Origin of the sequence: Bradyrhizobium sp. CB2312 (assembly GCF_029714425.1) — a bacterium.
Lineage (GTDB): Bacteria > Pseudomonadota > Alphaproteobacteria > Rhizobiales > Xanthobacteraceae > Bradyrhizobium.
Genome location: NZ_CP121668.1, coordinates 2,923,242 through 2,945,675, shown reverse-complemented (window position 1 = coordinate 2,945,675; position 22,434 = coordinate 2,923,242). Strand labels below are relative to the sequence as shown.

Here is a 22,434-nt window from a genome sequence, read left to right as displayed (position 1 = left end):
GCGACGCGATCCCTTCAACCGTGATCATATCGCGCCGGGGGGGTAGGAAGCAGAACTGCGGTGGGGTCCAGAAAGCCGTCAGGCTCAGGCCCTTCGAATAACAAGACAGAGGAGATTAATTGTGCGCACCATCAAGGGACCGGCAATATTCCTGGCTCAGTTCGCCGCCGAAGCTCCTCCTTTTAATACGTTGGACAGCATATGCGCCTGGGCAGCGGATCTCGGATACAGGGGCGTGCAGATACCTAGCTGGGTTTCCAGCTTTATTGACCTAGAAAAGGCTGCGACGTCGAAAACATATGCGGAGGAACTGCGTGGCACAGTCCATCGCCATGGACTCGAGATTTCTGAATTGTCGACGCACCTTCAGGGACAACTGGTCGCCGTGCATCCGGCCTACTCCAGTGCTTTTGATGGTTTCGCGCCGGCCGCAGTCCATGGGAATTCCTCCGCTCGGACCGCGTGGGCCATTCAACAATTGAAATGGGCCGCAAGGGCTTCGAGCAATCTTGGTCTGAATGCCCACGCAACTTTTTCGGGCGCGTTTGCGTGGCCTTTCATCTACCCTTGGCCCCAACGCCCCCATGGCCTGATCGACGATGCCTTTGGTGAACTTGGCCGCCGATGGCTACCAATTCTCGATGAGTTCGATCGCAACGGCGTCGACGTTTGCTATGAATTACACCCGGGCGAGGATCTACATGACGGGGGTGACTTTCGAAATGTTCCTCGATCAAGTGAAGAACCACGTCCGCGCCAATATTCTTTACGACCCAAGCCATTTTGTGCTGCAACAACTGAAGTATGTCGATTTCATCGATATCTATCACCAGCGCATCAAGGCGTTCCACGTCAAGGATGCCGAATTCAATCCAACCGGCAGGCAAGGTGTCTACGGAGGATTTCAGTCGTGGGTTAACCGCGCCGGACGTTTCCGATCGATTGGAGACGGTCAGGTTGACTTTCGATCGATCTTTTCGAAGCTCACGGCCTACGATTACGCGGGGTGGGCCGTGCTGGAGTGGGAATGCGCGCTGAAGCATCCGGAAGATGGCGCGCGGGAAGGAGCCCGGCTGATCTCCGATTACATCATACGGGTCACCGAGCGAGCTTTTGATGACTTTGCAAGCTCCGGCACGAACAGGGAAGCAAATCTGAAAATGCTTGGTCTGCGGCCAGATGAGGGCATGTCATGAGAAGCAGCGAGACGTCGCGCATCCGATTGGGAATGGTCGGTGGTGGGATCGGAGCCTTCATCGGCTACGTGCACCGAATTGCATCGCGAATTGACGACGATTATGAACTGGTTGCGGGAGCTCTGTCTTCCGATCCTGATCGAGCGCAAGAATCTGGTAGAAGGATCGGGCTGGCCGAAGATCGAATATATGCCAGCTTTGCCGAGATGGCGGCGAAAGAGGCAGCCCGCGAAGACGGCATTCAGGCCGTCTCAATCGTTACACCCAATCACCTGCACTTTGCGCCGGCCAAGGCATTTCTTGAGGCTGGAATTCACGTGATTTGCGATAAGCCGCTTACGTCAACGCTCGATGAGGCCCGTGCGCTCGCCAAAATCGAGCCAAAGAACGGCGCGAAGTTTCTATTGACGCACAATTACACGGGTTATCCTCTGGTACGACAAGCGCGTGCCATGGTGGCGAATGGTGACCTGGGCAAGATTCGAGTCGTTCAAGTCGAGTATCCGCAAGATTGGCTAACTCGCCCCCTTTCAAGCAAACAGGCGGATTGGCGCACGGATCCTGCTCGTTCAGGACCTGGCGGTGCGATCGGAGATATCGGTACGCACGCTTATAACCTTGCGAGATTTGTGACGGGTCTAAAAACGGTGGCCGTAAGTGCGGACCTGTCGACTTTCGTAGAGGGCAGACGGCTCGACGACAACGTGCACGTGCTGCTACGTTTTGAAGGCAATGCACGCGGGATGCTGTGGGCCAGCCAAGTTGCCGTGGGCTGCGAAAACGGTCTACAGCTGCGCGTTTACGGCGAAAAGGCCGGGCTTGAGTGGCGCCAGGACAATCCAAACCAGATGTGGTTCACGGAATTTGGCAGGCCCAAGCAACTTCTGACGCGAGGCGGCGCCATCTCCGGTGACGCTCCTCCGATTCAGGTACGACTGCCGAGCGGGCACCCCGAAGGTTATCTTGAGGCGTTCGCAACACTTTATAGTGAGTTTGCTCAGCTGATCCGCTCCGGAGACACTGCCTGTCCCGACCTGCCGTCGCTCGCTGACGGAATTGAAGGAATGGAATTCATCGCCGCCGCAGTCCGATCGAGTAACAATCAGAGCATGTGGACAAGCCTCAGCGATGTGTAAGGCGCGCGGCCAGATCCAACGCCAAAAGAACTCACGACGCGCATCATGGTGGATCGCAGCCGAATCCCCATGATCAGCAGCCCATAGAGCGCCGGAACCAACTTGTCGGCACGACGAAGACGTCCATTGAAACGATGCCGTCCGCACCGTCGCGAAGGAACGTCTTCCATCCCGGCGAAGGAAGGCCCCTCCTCCGCGCCATGTACTTGACGACGCTAGTTGGGCCGATCTCGATCCCGAGATTGAGAAGCTCTCGATGGGTTCTCGGCGCTCCCGGCTTCACAATCGTCAGCGCGTTGGTGGCGTTTGGCGCCAACGATACAGCCCAACAAGGATCGGGCGATCCGTCGTACTGAATGCCGGTCTCTTCGGCAGATGCGGGCGCCGGCTATTAAGTTGATGACGAGGGATCAGGATCTCAGCTTCCAGCGAGACCCGCGACCGGAACAATATGCCCAGCGCCGACCAGACCAGGCTGTGAGCTTCTCTCATAAGACAGAAGCATTGCGCGATGCCTCATGTGCCAGCCGGATTAGGTTTCCGACAGGGACACGTCGCGACATAGACCATGGTCTAGCCAGACGCGACTATCAGCCAACCCTCGACGCTTCGACATGGCTTGAGCTATTGCCTGTTTGGGCGATATGATTGATCTCGTCGCGAGGATGCCGCTTTGACATCAGATCCTCTTATTGCCTGTATCGACGATAGCAAGGCTGTCTGTGACGCAATAGCCGGATTTCTCAAGGCGCTTGGCTTCAGGGCTGCAATGTTTTCTTCGGCTGAGGAGTTCTTGCAATCCAATCTGCTTGAGCAGACATCGTGTCTGATTACCGACATCAAACTGCCCGGGATGTCCGGACTTCAACTGCTAAACCAGCTGGCGAGCTCCGGCAGCCGAGTTCCGACGATCGTCATCACCGCGTTCTCCGGCGAACACGTTCGCGCACAGGCACTGAGAGCCGGAGTGATTTGCGTTCTGGACAAGCCCGTCGCCAAAGACGATCTGCTCGCCTGCATCAGGTCGGCTCTGGAGCGATCGGAGAAATTTTGATGGCGCAAGCAACCCTCTATTCCTTCACGGCGCCGGCCGTCAAACCGCCCACGACGAAGTTTTGAAGGAGGAAGACGATCACGATGATCGGGAGTAGCGACAACACGCTCGCCGCGGCGACGAGTTGCATCGCCGAACCGGCGTAAGCGCCGAAGAAGTAAAAGATACCGACCGAGATCGGCAACATATCGGGCTGACTGAGCAAAATGAAGGGGACGATGAACTGCGACCATCCAAGCATCGCCGTTAGAATGAAAGTCGACGCCAGCCCCGGCAGGCTGACCGGAAGTATGATACACAAGAATGCCTGTAAACGACTGCAACCGTCAATCATCGCCGCCTCATCGAGCTCTCTGGGAACGGCATCGATGCTCCCTTTCATCGCCCATGTGGCGATCGGCGAGTACATCGCGATATAGACGAGAGTGGCACCAAAATGAGACTCGGTCAGGCCCAACGCCTGCATGGAGCGATAGAGCGGCACCATCATCACCAGCGGCGAAACCATTTGAAATCCCAGGACCAAAAAGAGCAACTGAGCTTTGCCTCGGAATTGCAGTCGGGAGAACGCATAGGACGCGGGAGCGGCGACAACGCAGGCGCCGGCAGCCCCGGCGATCGAGAGTTTGAGAGCATTCCATAGGTAGCCAAGGAACTGATGATTGTTCAGAACCTGGGCGAAGTTTTGCAGCGTAGGCGAATGCGGAATGACATGCAGATTCCTCACAAGGATTTCCGCCGGCGTCCGAATGGATAATGACAGCAACCAAAGCAAAGGAAGCGCAAAAAACAACATGATCAGCGCAAGCGCGATGTAGATTGTGATCCCCCGCTTGTTGCGATAATTCAACGCGATCCCCTGAATAACAGCCAAACGGTTGTCGCGACCGCAAGGTTGATGAGCAGCATCAGGACCGCCAGCACGCTGCCTTGTGCCAGATTGAAATCATGAAAAACCATATTGTACGCCGCCAATGCGAGGACCTCGGTTGAACGCCCGGGCCCTCCGCCGGTCAGCGGCATCACGATTTCAAAGGTGTTTAGAGAGAGGACGCTGACAATGATGATGTTGATCAGAAGCGTCGGTCTCAGTCCCGGCAGCGTAATGTGCCAGAAAGTTTGACTGGTGGTCGCGCCGTCGACCGCCGCCGCTTCGTACAAGGTCGGGGAGATGGTCTGTAAGCCGGCATAGAGCAAAATCACGCTGAGCGCAGTGCCATACCAGATGTTTGCTACAGTCGCAGACTGGACCGCCATCCAGGGTTCCGATAACCATGGCACGGGCGGCAGCGAGGTGAACCTCAGCATGGCGTTGAAGAGGCCGAAGTCCGCTTCGCTCAAAAGCAACTGCCACGCGATAGCGGAAGCAACGCTGGGAACGACCCACGTCGCCAGCACGGTGACCCGAACCACTCTCACCCCGAACAGGTGCCGTTTGAGTCCAGCCTGAAGAGCCAACGCGATCAACAATCCAAGTGCGGTTTGGCCAATCACGCTGCCGGCGACGAAAACGAAGGTCGCCTCCAGGATCTGCAACAGAGCGGGATCTGCCAAGATGGATCGATAGCTACCCAGAGTGTAGCGGTAGGACGTGTCCAACAGCGTTGCGTCTGTAAAGCTTGTGCGCAGGACCTCAAGAACCGGATAGACGTAAAAGACCGCCAGCAGGATGGCGACAGGACAAAGCCACCAGAAGGGATGATCACCCTGATTGAACCGTAAAGCGCTGCGCGCCGCGCCCGGGGAGTTCGTCTTTCGGTCTTCGCCCGAGTGCCGACGCTGCAGTCCCATTTTCATTTATGGCGTGGGAGCGACTTTGGCGACGTGCTCCATCGCCTCATCCACCGCGGCCTCCGCAGTGCGGGAGCCCGAAAGCGCGCTGCTGATTGCGATTTGCAATCTGTTTGAGATTGCGGTGTAGATCGGAAAGCCCGGTCGCGCCTGGCTCTTGTTCAGGTATTGCCTAATTCGCTGATAGACCTCGGAGCGAAACATTGGCATGGAATCGAACGCGCTTTGCCGTGTCGGCAACAATTGAAGAACTTCGACCGCCGGCACCATGTAGACTTCACGAACCAGGTCCATGCACGCCTTGACCTTCTCCGGATCCTTCGAAAAGGACACAAACGTCCAGCCGCCGCTGGCCGTCGAACGTTGCTCCGCCGTCGGCCCGGGCAACATCGAAATTTCCCATTTTGCGAAAGCATCAGGCGTCATCGATGCCTGCATCTGTCCGATCACCCAGTCGCCATTGATCATCATGGCGGTGCTCCCTGCGATAGCCGATGCAGTGAGGTCGCTGTAGTCGCTGATGCTCGCGACACGGGCCGGTGCGGCGCCTGACTTAATCAGGTCCTGATAATAAGCAATCGCGTTCAGCAGATAGGCCCTGTTCGGCTCCCTTCCAAATACAGGTGTCCCCTTTTCGTCGACGAGCTTGCCGCCTTGCGCCCAGAAGTTTGGCAGGAAATCGACCATCGTGGTCTCGTTGCGGCCACCATTGAACAGCAGGCCATCGAGGCCTGGGGTCGTCCGCTTGGCCGCCAGTGCCGCTTCTTTCGTTTGCTGCCAGGTGTCGGGTGGGTTGGGCACGTACGCCGTATTGCGGAATAGCAGTCGCAGATCGGTCGTCCACCACCAAGCATAGATATGGCCCTCGGCATCGGTCACGATGGGCCTGACGAAAGCAAAGAGTTCCTCGACCTCCTCCTTCGTGAAATATTGTTCGATCGGTTTCAGAAGGCCCTGTTGAATGAATAGAGGGACCGCGAATGAATCCATTGAAGTACAATCGGGTGCGATGCCATTCCTGGCCTGCTCCAGCAGCCGCGCATGTTCCTGCGGGATTTGAAGAGACATTAACTGAATTCGAACGCGCCAGTCAGGATGGTTGCGGGCATACTTTTCGTAAAGCTCCGCCATTCCCCTTGCATACTTCGGTTGTGCGTTGTTGTTCGAATGCGCCGTTAGAACACGGAAAGTGAAACTCTTGGGTGCATCGGAGCGGCCGATGCGATCTGGCGCTACAAGGTCTTCGGCCCATGCACTGCCCGTCGGCTGAAGACGGCCGATCAAGAGAATGACGAGCAGTAGCAACGTTCGGTTGAACTTCATTGCCGCCGGTCCCACTGTACGCGCATGATGCCGCTGAAGCCGAGGGGGCCAAGTGCGAATTTTGGCCTATTTTTTGCCCTTGCGCAAATATGCTGTTCTACTTTGGCTATCAAGAAAATATGCTGTTTTACTTGGGACCAACAAGAATAGATGGCCTCCTGGCACGCGATTAGCGCGAAATTACAGCACCGGCCAAGGCGAAGCAGTTGCCGCTCCTCGGTTGATAAGACAGACGGGTAAACCTAAGAATTACCGTCGAAGGCTGCTTCCGGAATCGATCACGACGGTCTGGCGCGATCATCGGGGAAGGTGAATGAACCTCAGCGACTACCAGCTTGAGATGCTGCGAGACGACGGGGAGTTTGCGCTACACCGGGCCCGCGAGCGCAACAATCCGGTTTCAGTGTTAGTGCTTACCACCCGTCGGCCAACGCTCATTAAGCGGCTCGAACGCCAGTACGCGCTCGCAGACGACCTCGATCCCAGCTGGGCGGCGCGGCCTCTGGCGCTAATCCGCGACGATGGGTCTGCCACCCTCGTACTCGAGGACAACGGCGCCGAACCTCTCAGTCGCCTACTCAATCGGAGGCTGGAGCCAGCGCAGTTTTTGCGCCTGGCCATTAGGCTCACGGCAGCTGTCGGTCAAGTCCATCAGAGCGGTTTCGTTCACAAGGACATCAAGCCGGCGAACGTGCTGGTCGATGCCGCGGGCAACGTCCGGCTCACTGGATTCGGTATCGCGTCGCGATTGTTGCACGAGTGGCAGGCTGCCGGGCCGCCCGAGGATATTGCTGGCACGCTTGCCTACATCGCTCCCGAGCAGACCGGGCGGATGAACCGCTCAATCGACGCTCGCAGTGATCTCTATTCGCTCGGGATCTCCCTTTACGAAGTACTCACCGGCACATTGCCGTTTGCTGCCTCTGATCCGATGGAATGGGTCCATTGCCACATTGCCCGCCTTCCCGTTCCACCATGCAATCGATCAACTGCGGTTCCGATTCAACTCTCATCCATTGTGATGAAGCTGCTGGCGAAGAACGCCGAAGATAGATACCAATCCGCAGCGGGTCTGGAGGCGGATCTGCGGCGTTGCCTGAAGGCATGGGAAGCACACCGCCGTATCGATCCGTTTTCACTAGCCGAGCACGACGGTTCGGATCGACTGTTCATCCCCGAGAAACTCTACGGACGCGAGGCCGCAATCGGCGCGCTTCTCTCGGCTTTCGATCATGTTGTGACGCAGGGCACGATCGAATTCGTGGCCGTGTCCGGCTATTCAGGTGTCGGCAAATCCTCGGTCGTGAACGAACTTCATAGATCGTTGACGCCGGCGCGCGGTCTTTTCGCGCTTGGCAAGTTCGACCAGTACAAGCGCGGCATCCCGTACGCCACGTTGGCGCAGGCTTTCCAGTCTCTCGTCAGGCAGATCCTTGCCAAGAGCGAAACGGAGGTCAGCCAGTGGCGGTCGGCGTTGCTCGAGGCGCTTGGTACCTACGGGCAACTGATGGTCAATTTGATACCGGAGCTTGCTCTCGTCATCGGAGCGCAGCAACCGGTTCCGGAGCTCCCGCCCCAGGATGGACAAAATCGGTTCCAGGCCGTGTTTCGCCGCTTCCTCGGCGTCTTCGCCAGGCCGGAGCATCCGCTTGCCTTGTTTCTCGATGATCTGCAGTGGCTGGACGCCGCCAGCCTCGATTTGCTTGGACACCTCGTCACACATCCCGATGTGAAGCACCTCCTGCTGATCGGCGCTTATCGGGACAACGAAGTAGATTCTGCGCACCCGTTGACGCGCATGTTGGCGTCAGTCCGCCAGGCCGAGGCGCGGGTCACACAAATTGTGCTGGCGCCCCTGGACAGCGACGACATCTGCAGCCTGGTTGCAGACGCGCTTCGCTGCGAAAAGAATGCTGTTCAGCCTCTGGCCGATTTGGTGCATGAGAAAACTGCCGGCAATCCGTTTTTTACGATCCAATTTCTCACTGCATTGGCAGAGGAAAGACTGATCGCGTTCGATCCGGAGACGCTCGCCTGGCGTTGGGACATGGAGCGGATCCGCGCCAAGGGGTTCACTGACAACGTCGTGTCTCTCATGATCGGAAAGCTGCAACGGCTGCCCAAGGTCACCCAGGACATTCTGAAGCAGCTGGCGTGCCTGGGTAACAGTTGCAAGACCGTCACGCTGAGCAAGATATCCGGCGCAACCGAGGCGCAGATTCACGCGGCTTTCTGGGAAGCAGTTCGCGCCGGCCTCGTCCTCCACCAGGGCAGCGGTTATACGTTTCTCCATGACCGCGTCCAGGAGGCTGCTTACGCTCTTATCCGCGAGGGTGAGCGGGCGGCGGCCCATCTAACGATCGGCAGAGCACTCGCTTCACCATCGACGGGGCCGGAAGAACTTGAGGAGAGCATTTTCGAGATCGTCGGCCAATTCGATCGCGGCGTCGGACTAATCACGAACCAGGAAGAGCGCGAACTCGTTGCTGAACTCAATCTCATGGCTGGAAAGCATGCTAGAGAAACTTCGGCTTACGCATCGGCGCTGGCCTTTCTGACCGCCGGAAGCGAGCTACTGGCGGCGGACAAATGGCAAAGGACTTATCGGCTCGCTTTCGCGCTCGAACTCTTCAGAGGCGAATGCGAGTACCTGACGGGGGACCTGGCGTCGTCGGAAGAACGGCTCAGGCTGCTTTCGGGTCGCGCGGCGAACCCGGTCGATGAGGCCGCCGTCACATGCCTGCGTGTGATGTTGCACACCAATTTGGATCAAAGCGACAGGGCGCTCGAGATAGGCTTGGAATATCTGCGGCGGGTTGGCATCCGCCTGCAGCTGCGCCCGACGGCAGAGGATGTCCGCCTGGACTATGAGGAATTGTGGCAGCGACTTGGGGCCCGCCCGATCGAGTCCCTCATTGACTTGCCGCCAATGCTTGACGCCGATCAATACGCAGTCATGAACGTCCTGTCGGTACTTGTGGTACCAGCCACCTTCAGCGGCAAGAGCAATAACCTCGGGGTGATCATCTCCATCCGGATGGCGGCGCTTAGTCTTGAACATGGCAACAGCGATGCGTCGGCCTATGCCTACGTGGCTTTGGGCATATATTTGGGCCATGTCTTCGACGACTTTCAGTCGGGTTACCGTTTGAGCAAAGTTGGCCTGGAATTAACGGAGACGTATGATCGTTTCCGGGCTCGCGTGTACCAGACTTTCAGCAATCACATCGCTCCATGGATGCAACACCTTCCGACCTGCCGTTCCCTTGTGCGGCGCGCTTTCGAAGCGGCGCAAGAGGCCGGCGACCTTTTTTTTGCAGCCTGTAGCTCTGCCGACCTGGTTACCAACCTCCTCGCTGCTGGAGAACCGCTCAGCGAAGTCGAGTTGGAGGCGGAGAATGCCCTGGCATCTGCACGAAAGGCCAAGTTCGGTCTCGTCATGGATGTCATAACTGGGCAACTCATGCTGATCCGGAATCTTAGAGTTCCTACTTCGCATCTTGTCTCCGTCAATGACGCGGTGCTTGTGGAGAAGCAATTCGAACAGCGTTTGGAGAGTGATCCCCAGCTGGCAAAGCCGATGGGTTGTTATTGGATACGCAAGCTGCAAGCGCACTTCCTTTTGGGTGACTACCCATCCGCGCTCGCGACGGCGTCGAAAGCGGCGCCTTTGCTTTGGTCGTTCTTCGGGGACTTCGAACTGGCTGAATATCATTTCTACAGCGCGCTCACGCGGGCGGCGGTCTGTGACTCGGCGATCCCTGGTCAACGGCAGCAACATCTGGAAGCACTGTCCGCACATCACGGACGGATTGTGGGTTGGGCAAGGAACTGCCCCGAGAATTTCGCAGACCGCGCTGCCGTGCTCGGAGCCGAAATCGCGCGCCTGGAAGGTCGCGCCCTCGACGCAGAGCACCTATACGAGGAGGCCATTCTGTTGGCCCGCGAACATGGCTTCGTCCAGAACGAGGCGATCGCCAATGAACTCGCCGCACGATTTTACATGGTGCGCGGATTCAACAAAATCTCCGACACATATCTCCGTGACGCGCGAAATTGTTATCTCCGTTGGGGTGCGGAGGCCAAGGTTCATCTGCTTGATCGCGACTACCCGAATGTCCGGAGCTATCCGACCTCGCCGATTCCGACCAGAACCTTCGACGCGCCCGTCGAACAACTGGATATCGGAACGATGTTCAAGGCCTCGCAAGCTCTTTCCAGCGAGATCGTGCTGGACTCCTTGATTGAGACACTGATGCGAATCGCCGTTCAGAATGCGGGAGCTGAGCGGGGCATGCTCATCCTTCTGCAGAACAACGAGCCGCAGATTGCAGCGGAAGCCTCCACTATTCACGGCACGATCGAGGTCACGCTTCAGAGGAAGTCAATTTCGTCAGGCAGCTTCCCTCATTCCGCACTTAAATATGTGGTTAGGACGCGAGAGGGCCTGATTCTGGACGATGCCACGGCAAGCGAGTTGCTATCGGGCGATGATTATGTGAAGGAGCGCCGTCCCAAGTCTGTTCTGTGTCTACCTATCATCAAGCAGGCCAAGCTCGTCGGCGCACTCTACCTCGAAAACAACCTGGCGGCGAATGCGTTTTCGCCGAACCACGTCGCAGTGCTGGAATTCCTGGCGTCGCAGGCCGCGATCTCTCTCGAGAACGCATACCTCTATGCTAACCTGTCACGGAGCGAAGCCTTTCTCGCGGAAGGGCAAAGAATGAGCCACACCGGCAGCTGGAGCTGGAATATTGCGACCGGACAGCTTGTTTGGTCGGAGGAACATAGTCGAATCTTCGGCTACAATCCGACGGCGGAGAATGGGCTGACTTTCCAGCTGTTCGAGCAGAGAGTGCACCCGGAAGATCGCCCCTATCTTCAGCAAAGGCTCGACGCGGCGGTCCGCAACGGCACCGGTTTCGCGTTTGATTTCCGGATTTTGCTTCCGGACGGATCGGTCAAATATGTACACGGCGCAGGCCGGCCAATTGTAGGGCAATCCGGAGAGGTGCGGGAATATATCGGCACGACAATCGATGTCACAGAGCGCAAACGCAACGAAGACGCATTACGCGATGCCCAGGCGGACCTCGTGCATGTTGCCCGGCTGACAACGATGGGTGAACTCGTCGCATCGATCGCACACGAGGTAAACCAACCGCTGATGGCAATCGTGACCAACGCCGAAACGTGTTTAAGCTGGCTTGCCAGGCCCGAACCTGATCTTGCCGAAGCGCGAAATGCCGCAGAACGCATCGTCAGAAATGGCCACCGGGCCGGAGAAATCATCAGGAGTATTCGCGCGCTGGCCAGCAAATCGCCGTCACAAATGGCTAATCTTGACGTGAATGGCTTGATCGAGAGCATTCTCGAATTGATTCAGGCTGAACTTGCCAGACATGAAGTCTTCGTCGAAACTGATCTGTTCAGCGGACTCGAGCCGATCATGGGCGACCGGGTTCAGTTGCAGCAGGTTGTCGCTAACCTGGTCATGAACGGCATCGAGGCAATGAGCGGCCTCCAGCACCAGCGGCGAGTATTAAGGATCAAAACGCGGCTCGGCGGCGAGGATGACGTTCTCGTTGCGGTGGAAGACGAAGGCATCGGGCTTGATCCAGCAAATGGAGATCGCATTTTCGATCCCCTATTCACAACCAAGCACGAGGGTCTGGGCATGGGCTTGTCGATCTCGCGCTCGATTGTGGAGGCCCATGGTGGCCGGCTCTGGGCGTCGCCGCGCTTTCCTGTTGGTTCCAGTTTTCAATTTACGTTACCAGTGCTGAAGAAAGGAACGTCGATTGACGACCTCGCGTGACGATGCTCAGCCGACCGTAATCGTTATTGATGACGATCAGGATATTCGCGACGCGCTCGAAGGCCTTCTGAAGTCAGTAGGCTTGCGAACAAAACTGTTCGCTTCGGTTCAGGAGTTTCTCGACAGTGATCCTCCGAGCGGCCTCAGATGTCTCGTCCTTGATATCAGGTTGCCAGGGCGAAGCGGGTTGGATTTCTACGATAGTCTCGTGGCGGAAGACATATTTCTGCCGGTCGTCTTTATCAGCGGCCATGCCGATATCCCAATGTCGGTCCGGGCCATGAAAGCAGGCGCGGTCGAATTCCTGACCAAGCCGGTTCGTCATCAGGATTTGCTGGATGCAATCCACCTGGCCATCGATAAGGACCGCGAACACCGCGAGACGGAGAGTTCGGTTGCGAAGATCCGGGCGAACCTCGCTACTTTGACGCAGCGCGAACGTGAGGTGCTGGAGCACGTGGTGGCTGGTCGCCTGAACAAGCAGATCGCCGCGGACATCGGAATCAGCATGGCGACGGTCAAACTCCATCGCGGCCACGTGATGCAAAAAATGCAGGCGGTATCGTTGGCTGAACTGGTTAGAATGGTCGACAGGATAGGTCTCTCAAAGCCGTAGAGAATCGCGGGCCTCCCCAACCCGCCAACGGTCACGGTCGCAATTCCGGTCTCGCTGTCACGCGAAGATGGCACGAACGGGCGCCATTCCGGCCCGATCCAATTCAACCGGCCGAAGAGCGGACTTCCCCATACTTCACTATCCTTTGGTCTAGGTCCTCTGGACCAGAGGTGGACTGCTGCTACACCCTTCGGTCCACCTTGCCGTCACAAGTTCAGTTGGGCGCGATATCCCGTGGCGCTAGTATCGCCGACACCTCGGGAGACTCGTCGCTCCCTATTGACATGCAAAGGGAATAGTTCGCAGCCGGCACAACCATTCATGACCCGAGCTATCGGTGTGGTTTCCAGGCCCGAACTATCCGCCGTTGCCTACTCGAGAAGGGATCAGAGTATGCAGACGAGCAACCAGACAGAGCCTCAGGTGAACAACATCACCTCGTTCGGTCCATTCAGGCTGGACCTGAAGCAGAGGCGACTCGATAAAGGCGACACTCCGCTCCGTCTCGGCAGTCGCGCTTTCGATATTCTGGCCCATCTGGTCGAACGCGCCGGAACAATTGTCAGTAAGAGTGATCTGATGGAGCGTGTCTGGCCGGATGTTACGGTCGACGAAGGATGCCTTAGAGTTCACGTCGTTTCGCTTCGCAAGGCACTCGGGGATTGTGGGGCGGGAGCGAGATATGTGACCACGCACTCCGGGCGGGGCTATTGCTTCGTGGCACCCGTCTCCCGTTCTAGCGCAACAGTCCTGACAAATGGCGAACGGCGAGTGGACGATGGATCATGCAAGCTGCCGAATTGCCCGGCTGGAACGGTAGGACGTGATGAAGCGATTCAACAATCATTGGCGCAGTTGGTCGCTGGGCGTTTTGTCTCCGTCGTTGGAACCGGCGGCATCGGCAAGACGACCATCGCTCTTTCCGTGGGTCACAGGCAGATGGAAGATTTTGCGGGCGCCGTTTGCTTCGTCGATCTGGGATCCGTCAACGATTCACTTCTCGTACCGAGCGCGGTCGCGTCGGCCCTCGGTTTTTGCATCAAACCCGACGACCCAACTCCCGACCTGATCAACTTCCTGCAGGACCGGCGGGTGTTGCTGATTCTCGATAACTGCGAGCATGTAATCGAGACCGTAGCGGCATTGGCCGAGCGTCTCTTTATCGAAGCGCCGCGGGTTCATCTTTTGGCGACGAGCAGGGAACCATTGCGCGTCAGGGGCGAATTTGTGTATCGGTTGCCCCTGCTCGGCGGGCCCCCTGCTGAAGCGAGGCTCTCAGCGAAGCGCGCGCTGGACTTCCCGGCAGTTCAGCTATTCGTTGAGCGCGTGGCCGCCAGCGGGACCGGCTTCGAGTTAAGTGATGCGGATGCCCCCGTTGTTGGCGAAATATGCCGCCGGCTCGACGGAATTGCTCTTGCGATTGAGCTTGCCGCGGGATGCGTCAACGCTTGGGGTCTGAAAAAAACCCTAGAAATCCCTGCCGATCGGTTCAACCTGCTTCGAACCGGCCGACGCACGGCACCACCCAGACATAAAACTCTAAGCGCAATGCTGGACTGGAGTTACGATCTGCTATCCGAGTCTGAGCGACTGACCCTCTGCCGGCTCTCGACCTTTTCAAGCGCCTTCACACTAGAGGACGCCCTCGCGGTCGCGGCGGATAAAGGCGTTGACGATACGGAAGTCATCGACGGGCTCGCGAACCTGGTCAATAAGTCGCTTGTTGCGGTGACTCCCTTCGGGGACACCACAAATTATAGATTGCTCAATGCCATCCGCTCCTATGCTTCGGGCAAGCTCGTCGAACTTGGCGAAGCGGATGCGATCAAGCGACACAATGCGCTTGCTAGCCGGCAGTGGCCTGCTCTGGCGGCTCATGTCGCACCTGTTGCTGAACCATCTGTCCCTCGTTGACGCCTGCTTGCGCACAAGCGCCGCTCCCATTCGCTGACCGCATTCCTCGACATGTTCGTTCAGCGCTGTACCGAGCTGTTCGTGCGCGCCGCCGAAAATTGTCGCCTCCCCCAGGTCACACGCAATGCCGCCAAGGAGACAATCGGCAGCGACGAAATTGCCGAAGTCCTGTTTGCTCTGATCGGGCTCGCCTTGCTTAAGGCGTGGTCAGTTCCAATCTCAAAAGCAGAGATGGACCGCTTGCGACCATCAGCTCCAAGCCTGCCTCCCAGCATCCACCTCGTAGGACCCGTTGAAAGCCAGGGTCTGCAGTCAGACCTTCACCGCAAACTCGATCTCTGAAGCGTAGGCGGAAGGCGATCTCGCTGTACCGAGAGGCTCGCTTACCGTCCGGGCATGCTTGGCGTAGACACTAACCTGCGGCCGAACCCGGCTTACATGAAGCCGTCAGCTCCGCCACCTGTGACGCGCCCCGCTCCGGTGTCGCCGGCGCGTGCCGGGGCATCCCGCCCGAATTCAAGCCCCAGCCGCTGCCGATGCAGCCGCGCTCGCAGTTTGAACGTGCGCTCGAACACCCGATCGCGCCGCCTCCTCCGCCGGCGCCGCCGCCCGTTCGCGTGGAGACGCACGGCAACTCGCAGACGACCGTGTCGGCTCCCGTTTGTGAGCAGGCGCATCAGCGGTTGAAGGAGGAGCTCGGACTTGATCACTTCGAAGGGCGATCTTGGCAGGGGCTTCATCGCCACGCCCTAATGACAATAATTGCCTACGCCCTCCTGCAACACCGTCGCCTCGCACACGCGGGGCGGAAAAAAAGAAACAACGGGCCTCCGCCCCAGCCAACCATGCCCGCCGTACGTCACGCCATCGTCGATCTCATCCTTCGGCCCCCGTCTCAGCAGTGCCCATATTGCCGAAAGCAAATCCTTGAAAAACAGTGGCGCAAACCAATTCTGCCAAAGTAGCGCTAGATGCGGTAATGGGCCCGGCTCCGGAGCAAGGGGTCATGATGGTGGCTGTCCCCCGATAGATGATGAAACGGGGTCACGACTTGAGTCGGCCCCAAGCATCTGGAGACGGAGGACAGCCGTGGAGAATTATGCCGGAATCGACGTGTCATTGGAACTGTCGAGCGTGTGTGTTGTGGACGCCCAGGGTAAGATCCTGAAGGAAGCGAAGGTCGCAAGCGAACCCGACGCCTTAGTTGAGTTTTTTGAGACGCTCGGCTTTGCAGTGAAGCGGATCGGGCTGGAGGCTGGGCCGCTGTCGCAATGGCTGCATGCAGGCCTGAAAGGTGCAGGATTTGAAACAGTTCTGCTGGAAACGCGGCACGTGAAGGCCGCATTATCTGCAATGACGGTCAAGACGGATCGCAAGGATGCCCGCGGGATCGCCCAGTTGATCCGGATGGGATGGTTTCGGCAGGTACACGCAAAGTCGGTTGATGCGCAAGAGATCCGGGCACTCCTGATCGCACGCAAACAGCTTCTCGGGCGGCTGATCGATGTAGAATTAAGTATCCGAGGGATTTTGCGCGGCTTCGGTCTGAAGGTTGGCCCGGTGACGCGAAGGAATTTCGAAGCGCGGATTCGAGAGTTGGTTGCAGGCCAGGCGACATTGGAGCGCATTGCTGGTGCGATGCTTTCGGCACGATCGGCCCTGAAGGCAGAATACGGAAGACTACACAAGGCTGTGCTGGCAATTGTGCGTGATGATGCAGTCTGCCGCCGGCTTATGACAGTACCAGGCGTTGGTCCCCTGGTGGCCATCACCTACAAATCGGCGATTGATGATCCTCATCGCATTGTAAAGTCAAAGGCAGCAGGCGCGCTGTTCGGGCTCACGCCAAAGAAATATCAATCGGGAGAAAAGGACGTCACGGGCGGAATCACGCTGGCCGGCGATGAGACGGTGCGGACGGCCTTGTATGAAGCCGCCAACGTTCTGCTATCGCGCATCACGCGGTTCTCAAAACTCAAACGCTGGGGGATGGACGTCGCCAAGCGGAGAGGCTCGAAGCGCGCAAAGGTCGCCTTGGCACGCAAGCTCGCAGTGATCCTGCATCGGATCTGGGTCGATGGCACGACTTACCGATGGGCCGAAGCGGGCTCAATCGCAGCATAGAAGACGTGGAGGAGATCAAGAACGCAACCGGGATGAACTGAAGCCCGGTGCCCGAAGTCCCGTCGCCGGGACGGTGGATGCGGTGAAGCCGTTACACGCCCAGTGGCGTCGTCCGACGAACCACGCGTATCTAGATAGGCTCACCGCTCCCTCTGACAGCATGATGTGGCGGCCAGGCGTCGACCACGAACAGAAGCATGAGCTCGGCGGCGTGGCGTTCACTCGGGAGGCTTGACATCATCGGGCCCATTACAGAAGGGCGTGTACTCATAATCCCAGCGCCGGTCTCTTCCACCTCCGAAAGCAGACATCACGGCGTCGAAGACTGAGGACCGCTAAGGGCAATAGGCGCCTTACTCATTCTCAGCCTTGGCTTGCGCGATAGCGCTTTCTAATTCGGATGCGAGGGCCCTGTAACGAACGACGATCCTATCGAAAATGGCGCGCTTTACCTGTGTCTTCGCGGCGTCTCTCAGTTGCTCGCACTTTGCGATTTTTCGCGCAAGACCGCGAGGTGTTCGATCATGTCCTGCATGATGTTTCCCGTAGGGAACATCGTACATGAAACTAGACACCTCCAAATTCAACTTAGGACACTGGGGATCAAATACAGACCGCACCCCGCTCCCTGGGAGCAAATCGTGAATTTGGGCTGTTTCGGGAACGTGACTGCCCGACGGCCGGAAGCCGCTATGGGTCAAAAGTGCCGTTTTGACCAGCCGTGGGGAACTTCCGGTTTACTCCCGACTTCGGGCAACTTGCCGCTACGCCCCAAAGGAAGCGACGGGTCATAAGCTGTCCTTCAAGCGTGCGGACTACGCGGCATTGGTGTCATATCGCAGTGTTTCCTAATTCGCTTTAGGAACGACCAACCCGGCGGCCGATTGCAGATGAGCGACGTCAGTTCCGCGACACGCTGGCGTGCCAGCACGTTAGTGCCGCAAGGGTACAGCCATGCACGACATGCAAACCCACCTAGAAAAACTCCTCACCGAAGCGGAGGAGTGCGCCCTTATCAGCAGACGCCATGCAGCCGACCAATCAAAGAAGGAGTTGTTTGCTGATCTCTCCTCGAACCTATTGGGGCTCGCCACCAAGGTGGAACTCGCCATCGAAGAGCGTCAGGACAGGTCTAACAGGTAGTGTGCATTGGCGAGCCTTTCCCGCGTCTTGCACTGAAGCTCGGAGAGTATGTCTAATCGCGACAGGCGATCTGTAGTCAATGATCAGGTTCTTCCCTTCAATCCGGCCATGATCGCGCAAGCTTTCCTGCCACACCTTTGAAGAGTGGCAACTACAGGGTCGCACGATCATCATAGCCAACCCGGCGAGTCGGCCCCTCCGCCCACGAACGCGCGGCGAGACAAGCAGCGCCGCACTACCCGCGATGAAATCCCGCCGGTTCATTCGATCCTCATCAAAAACTGAGGGTCGTCGGTAGTTGCACAGGTGCGAACGCTGCAACGCGAGTGGGTCAGGACCGCTTAAGGTCAAGACCAGAAAGGCTCGACCCGAGCATAAAATGTCGGCTCCGGGTCCGAGAGCCGACACCGATCATTAAACGCTCCACTATGGCCCCGACGGCATTACTCGTCGGAGCCATTCAAGATCACTCCGGCCGGGTGCATCCGCCGCGCCGCCCGATCTTTCTCGATTACTGACTCGATTAAGCGCAAAACGTGTCACCCGAACAACCTCGATGTGATCACATTGCGCACAAAACCAGTCAGCAGCCAGTACGCACCGCGCCCACTCGGCACGCCGCCGCTGTTCTGCGGTTAACGCCTTCTGACCTTCCAGACCCCGAATTATCTCGTCAATCTGTACACCATCCAGCGTCCGCTTGATCCGCAAGATGGTGGCCAGCGCATTCACCACGTCGCCATACGGCATCAACAGATCGTGCGCAGTAACATCGCAGTGTGCGATATTCGTTTCGACCGCCTCTTCGCTCTTACAGATCAGCAAGGCAAGCTCGCGCGCCTGCCGAAGATCGCCAATAGGCACAACGGGTTCACCGTCGAGCACAATACGCTCCGCCGCTAGAAGGTCGATGCACTTTGCGTAGACGCTGGCAAACACATCCGCCACAGGGTGACGATCTTCGCCAGCCTGCGGCATCGGCCGAGCAAGAATATCCGCGACCTTCCGCATACGCCTCGGTATGCCCGACACCCCAGCACATCCCTCGTAACCGCGCGTCGAATGGATTCACGGTGATCCGGCCTACATCGTGCCCGAGCAGAGGCGCGCAAATGGCATGCCCCGCCTCGTAAATTGCGATCCGACGATCCTGGTCTGGCGTTGGGCCAAGTGCGTCAGCAGTTCGTCCTCGATCTCCTCGGTCAGGCCGCCGCCGTTATCGGATAAGGTTCTCGACGTTTGGCCCCGCTTTGCGAAGCACGATGTGACATGCCCCGTCACCGCCGGTCAGCGCGATGGCCATCCCGACGAAACCCTCCTCCGCAATGGACAATTCGCGAAGAATAGTCATGGCCGGCTTGTCCTCATTAGCAGGAGCAACGTCACGGTATTGGCACCTGACATTTCGAGCATTGAAACTGCTGGTCTCCGGATCAATGCAGGCAAACCCGACCGGCACATGATCGGCGCGTGTAGCGGTGTTCCCCCTCACATAGGCGCAGCCATCCGCCTGCGAGATCCGGCAATTCGGACAGTCCGGGGCCTCGAGATGCCCCAGTGCATTCTTCAGCGATCCATGGCCCCATTCTTCAGCCGATCCATGGCCCCCTTTATCGGGAAATACTAGCAGGGCCATTTCGATCGCAGCGTATCAAAGGATACGGAACGCCAAATTAAGCACGGAGATAGCAGCTAACGCAGCCGCAGGCGTCATGTCAGGGCTTGCCGGCACTCGACTCGCCAGACGGCCCCGGCCGGCATGGCATTTGGGGAGTGTAGGCCGGGGCCGCTGCGCTCGGGCTCGGTTGCACCAAGCAGAGGCGAGCCTAGGCAGAGACCGAAGGCGGCTCTGCTCGCTATCGCACAGTCCGATTGCCTATTTTTCCCGAATTGACTCACATGGGTCAATTGCAATCCGGGAACGAGGGGCGCCCACTCACCAAGTCTCCAAGTGATTAGAGAGGTTATGGTGACTGAAAGTGTGCCCCCGAACAGATTTCTCATTCGCATGGGCGGCGTTGGTTGGATGGTTTACGATCGAGAGCGCCGGGGGCCGGCACTGATCGGCAGCGACTGGGCCGCGAGTTTGACGCGGGAGCAGGCCGAGCGAGCGTATGAAATCCTTATTGGCTCGGCAGACGACTCTGAATAGGTTCTACCGGCCAACTTCTGCTGCTCGATCAGTGCGGAGAGGAGCGCGGACTTGAAAACGATCGATGAACGTGCCTTCACCAACCCGGAAACCGCCGTGCGCAAGCTGATAGAGATCGCCAAGGGCATCGAGCCGTCCAGGACGGCCGCATCCACATTAAAAAGATCAATGCGCCGTTTCCCTACACACTAAAGGCTAGCGGGCCCGAGTTCGGCGCCGCCATCAAGTTCGCCATCGAAAAGGGCTGGCTGGAGCTGCACGAAAGCGGAACTTACGTGCGACTCAAGACGGGCCAGGACTCCATTTGAAGCGATAGCGATAGCGGGCCACCAACTGAGGCGGTCTTATCGGATCATGAGCATAGCGATGCTTGCAATGAGGGTGCCGAGGCCCGTTACCATTGTGGCGAGCGCCAGCGTACCCAGCCTATCCAACTTGCTTCCCGTCACCATCAGCCGCCTTTCGCATCTGGAGATGGCTTAAGTACCAAAGTGAACACTTGTTCCAAAGCAGCCTAGTTCATCTTGCGGCGTAGCTTCTGGACGATCTCGCGCACTCGGCAGCGTACTGTTCAATGATCCGCCGCGCCTCCTCCAGCCGTGACGGCTTTGGCTTTTTCGCCTCACTCTGTTTCTCGGGCTCGACTATTGCCCGATGGTCGGGCGTCCGTTGAGCCAAATCGACGCTCCAGCGAATTAGGACGCCGCGCAGAACAAACTAGGACACTAGAGGTCAAATACGGACAGGACCCAGCCGCCACATAGGAACGTTCCGCGGAAACGAGAACAAAGGCCCGCCAGCGTGAACCGGCGGGCCCGACATCATCGGGGCTTCAGGATCTTGGCGCGCCGCACCTATCCACACCCACGATAGTAAGTGGCTCGCAAAAAACGGCCCTAATCGCCGGAGCCGCTGGAGGCCTCGAGGGTAACGGGGGGCCGCCGAGGCCTCTTACGGTCTAGGACGATTCGGCAACGTCGTCTTTGGAAATATGCGCGGTTACAGGAGCTGCCCGATTGAGGCCGCCTTATTCTTGCGGGAACAACTGGTAGGAGTCCGATGAAGACTTATCGGCTTCGTTGTCACGTTTGAGGGGCAGATGATCCACTCGGTTGATTTGGTCTGTGGGACTGAGGAAAACGTCCGAGCACTTGCTAAGCGGCTAGCTGAAGCTAATCCCATGGAGCTATGGGAAGGAAGACTGACTCAGGCGGTCTGTCTCAATCGTGAATCGCACCCGCATGACCGGCCCGGTTTCGTCGCGAACCTCAATGGCGGCCTCGCCGGGTTTAATAGGACGGTGCAAGCTTTCTCGGGCCGCGTCGGCCATGGGCGATGGGAGGGGGCAGAGTTCTAGCGAAGACCCCGCCGACTTGGGCCGGCGGGGGTTTTATGTCGGGCGGTACTTGCTACCAATCCGCAAGTGCTCAGTCGCTAATTTCAAGGGTGGCTTCCGTGGCAAAAGCGCTTAGCGGATACGTGCCAGCGATATTGACGATTCCTGGCACTAGGGCCGCGGCAAGCCCGAGCCTGCGGTCCGCCCTCCTCCGACGGACAGCACCCGCGACGCGCTTGCGCAGAGCAGGAGAAACAGCGCGCGCTCCGCCTTGTACCTCGCGGCAGCGCGGCTGCACTCCGAGCCGGACATCACGACCTCGCCTCCAGCTGCGCAGACAGCCCACTTCCATCGGCCGCGGCCGCGTCGCTTCAACATGACATCGAAGCCCGCGTAGTTCTCTTCGTCGTTTCGAGTGTTCATGCCGCGACCCGTCCCCGCAAGCCGCCCTGGAGCTGGTCCAGGAGCCGCTGCTCGCGTTCGATCCGGCTCAGGTAAAGTTCTCGTTCCTTCTCGGTCTTGGCGCGGGCGAGCAGCAGCCGGTAGTGAGCTATGACCTTCTCGCTGCCGCGGATCAAAAGGTCCCTGACGTCGGTCATGATGCCGCCCCCGCGGTCGCAGGCGAGCACGGCGTCGGGGTCCTGAGCAAGGCGATCGGGAAGGTTTCGGACGTCAACGCCTCCAGCGCCGAGCCCTCCTCGGAGAGACGCCGTTCGATGAACTGGCGCTCGAGGTCGGAGAGCCGCGTCTTTAGAAGTCTTCGATAGCGGTGGACGTTGTTGCGGTGCGCACGGATGCGGGCAAGGTTCTGATCGAGCATCTTCATCACTC

General features: G+C 58.2%; 16 protein-coding genes and 2 pseudogenes. 11 read left to right on the top strand and 7 right to left on the bottom strand.

Features of this window, described 5'->3' with window-relative positions:
- Positions 1–121 precede the first annotated feature (121 nt).
- From QA642_RS14055 to QA642_RS14045, 3 genes and pseudogenes are all read left to right on the top strand, one after another.
- A pseudogene (locus QA642_RS14055) lies at positions 122–1,196 on the top strand (sugar phosphate isomerase/epimerase).
- Complete coding sequence (locus QA642_RS14050) at positions 1,193–2,332, top strand: Gfo/Idh/MocA family oxidoreductase (protein WP_283085182.1); 1,140 nt, start codon at positions 1,193–1,195, stop codon at positions 2,330–2,332. The pseudogene QA642_RS14055 and the gene QA642_RS14050 overlap by 4 nt, the downstream one beginning before the upstream one ends.
- A 673-nt stretch (positions 2,333–3,005) precedes the next feature.
- Positions 3,006–3,386, top strand: coding sequence for a response regulator (locus QA642_RS14045; protein WP_283085181.1), 381 nt, complete (start codon positions 3,006–3,008; stop codon positions 3,384–3,386).
- 16 nt (positions 3,387–3,402) lie between these two features.
- Here the strand turns inward: QA642_RS14045 and QA642_RS14040 are convergent, their stop codons facing one another.
- From QA642_RS14040 to QA642_RS14030, 3 genes are read right to left on the bottom strand one after another with little or no spacing between them, the layout of a single operon-like run.
- Complete coding sequence (locus QA642_RS14040; RefSeq protein ID WP_283086885.1) at positions 3,403–4,182, bottom strand: carbohydrate ABC transporter permease; 780 nt, start codon at positions 4,180–4,182, stop codon at positions 3,403–3,405.
- Positions 4,183–4,232: 50 nt separating this feature from the next.
- The gene (locus tag QA642_RS14035) at positions 4,233–5,177 is read right to left on the bottom strand and encodes a sugar ABC transporter permease (RefSeq protein WP_283085180.1); all 945 of its coding nucleotides are present in this window, start codon (positions 5,175–5,177) and stop codon (positions 4,233–4,235) included.
- A 6-nt stretch (positions 5,178–5,183) separates the two neighbouring features.
- On the bottom strand, positions 5,184–6,500 hold the full coding sequence (locus QA642_RS14030; RefSeq protein WP_283085179.1) for an extracellular solute-binding protein: 1,317 nt from the start codon (positions 6,498–6,500) through the stop codon (positions 5,184–5,186).
- A gap of 313 nt (positions 6,501–6,813) precedes the next feature.
- On the opposite strand from QA642_RS14030, the gene QA642_RS14025 reads away from it, so the two are divergent.
- From QA642_RS14025 to QA642_RS13995, 7 genes and pseudogenes are all read left to right on the top strand, one after another.
- Complete coding sequence (locus QA642_RS14025) at positions 6,814–12,318, top strand: AAA family ATPase (protein WP_283085178.1); 5,505 nt, start codon at positions 6,814–6,816, stop codon at positions 12,316–12,318.
- Positions 12,302–12,934, top strand: coding sequence for a response regulator (locus tag QA642_RS14020; RefSeq protein WP_283085177.1), 633 nt, complete (start codon positions 12,302–12,304; stop codon positions 12,932–12,934). Before QA642_RS14025 ends, QA642_RS14020 begins: the two co-directional genes overlap by 17 nt.
- A gap of 393 nt (positions 12,935–13,327) precedes the next feature.
- A complete protein-coding gene (locus tag QA642_RS14015) occupies positions 13,328–14,848 on the top strand; it encodes a winged helix-turn-helix domain-containing protein (protein WP_283085176.1) in 1,521 nt (506 codons plus the stop codon).
- A 51-nt stretch (positions 14,849–14,899) separates the two neighbouring features.
- A complete protein-coding gene (locus QA642_RS14010; protein WP_283085175.1) occupies positions 14,900–15,190 on the top strand; it encodes a hypothetical protein in 291 nt (96 codons plus the stop codon).
- 317 nt (positions 15,191–15,507) lie between these two features.
- Positions 15,508–15,779 (top strand): annotated as a pseudogene (locus QA642_RS14005) (IS701 family transposase); the annotation flags it as partial.
- 158 nt (positions 15,780–15,937) lie between these two features.
- Positions 15,938–16,972 carry an IS110 family transposase gene (locus tag QA642_RS14000; RefSeq protein ID WP_283080660.1) on the top strand — a complete coding sequence of 345 codons (1,035 nt, stop codon included), beginning with the start codon at positions 15,938–15,940 and terminating at the stop codon, positions 16,970–16,972.
- A 954-nt stretch (positions 16,973–17,926) separates the two neighbouring features.
- Entirely contained in the window at positions 17,927–18,115 is a 189-nt protein-coding gene (locus tag QA642_RS13995; protein WP_283085174.1) for a hypothetical protein, read from the top strand.
- A 426-nt stretch (positions 18,116–18,541) separates the two neighbouring features.
- On the opposite strand, the gene QA642_RS13990 is transcribed toward QA642_RS13995, so the two are convergent.
- Positions 18,542–19,126: a hypothetical protein gene (locus QA642_RS13990; RefSeq protein WP_283085173.1), complete on the bottom strand. Its 585-nt coding sequence runs from the start codon at positions 19,124–19,126 to the stop codon at positions 18,542–18,544.
- Between the two features lie 205 nt (positions 19,127–19,331).
- A complete protein-coding gene (locus QA642_RS13985) occupies positions 19,332–19,751 on the bottom strand; it encodes a hypothetical protein (protein ID WP_283085172.1) in 420 nt (139 codons plus the stop codon).
- A gap of 567 nt (positions 19,752–20,318) precedes the next feature.
- On the opposite strand from QA642_RS13985, the gene QA642_RS46520 reads away from it, so the two are divergent.
- Positions 20,319–20,459 (top strand): hypothetical protein, encoded by a 141-nt coding sequence (locus tag QA642_RS46520; protein ID WP_342739556.1) that lies wholly within the window; start codon positions 20,319–20,321, stop codon positions 20,457–20,459.
- A 1,563-nt stretch (positions 20,460–22,022) separates the two neighbouring features.
- On the opposite strand, the gene QA642_RS13975 is transcribed toward QA642_RS46520, so the two are convergent.
- Positions 22,023–22,202 carry a hypothetical protein gene (locus QA642_RS13975; RefSeq protein WP_283085171.1) on the bottom strand — a complete coding sequence of 60 codons (180 nt, stop codon included), beginning with the start codon at positions 22,200–22,202 and terminating at the stop codon, positions 22,023–22,025.
- Positions 22,199–22,423, bottom strand: coding sequence for a hypothetical protein (locus tag QA642_RS13970; protein WP_283085170.1), 225 nt, complete (start codon positions 22,421–22,423; stop codon positions 22,199–22,201). Before QA642_RS13970 ends, QA642_RS13975 begins: the two co-directional genes overlap by 4 nt.
- Between the last annotated feature and the right edge of the window lie 11 nt (positions 22,424–22,434).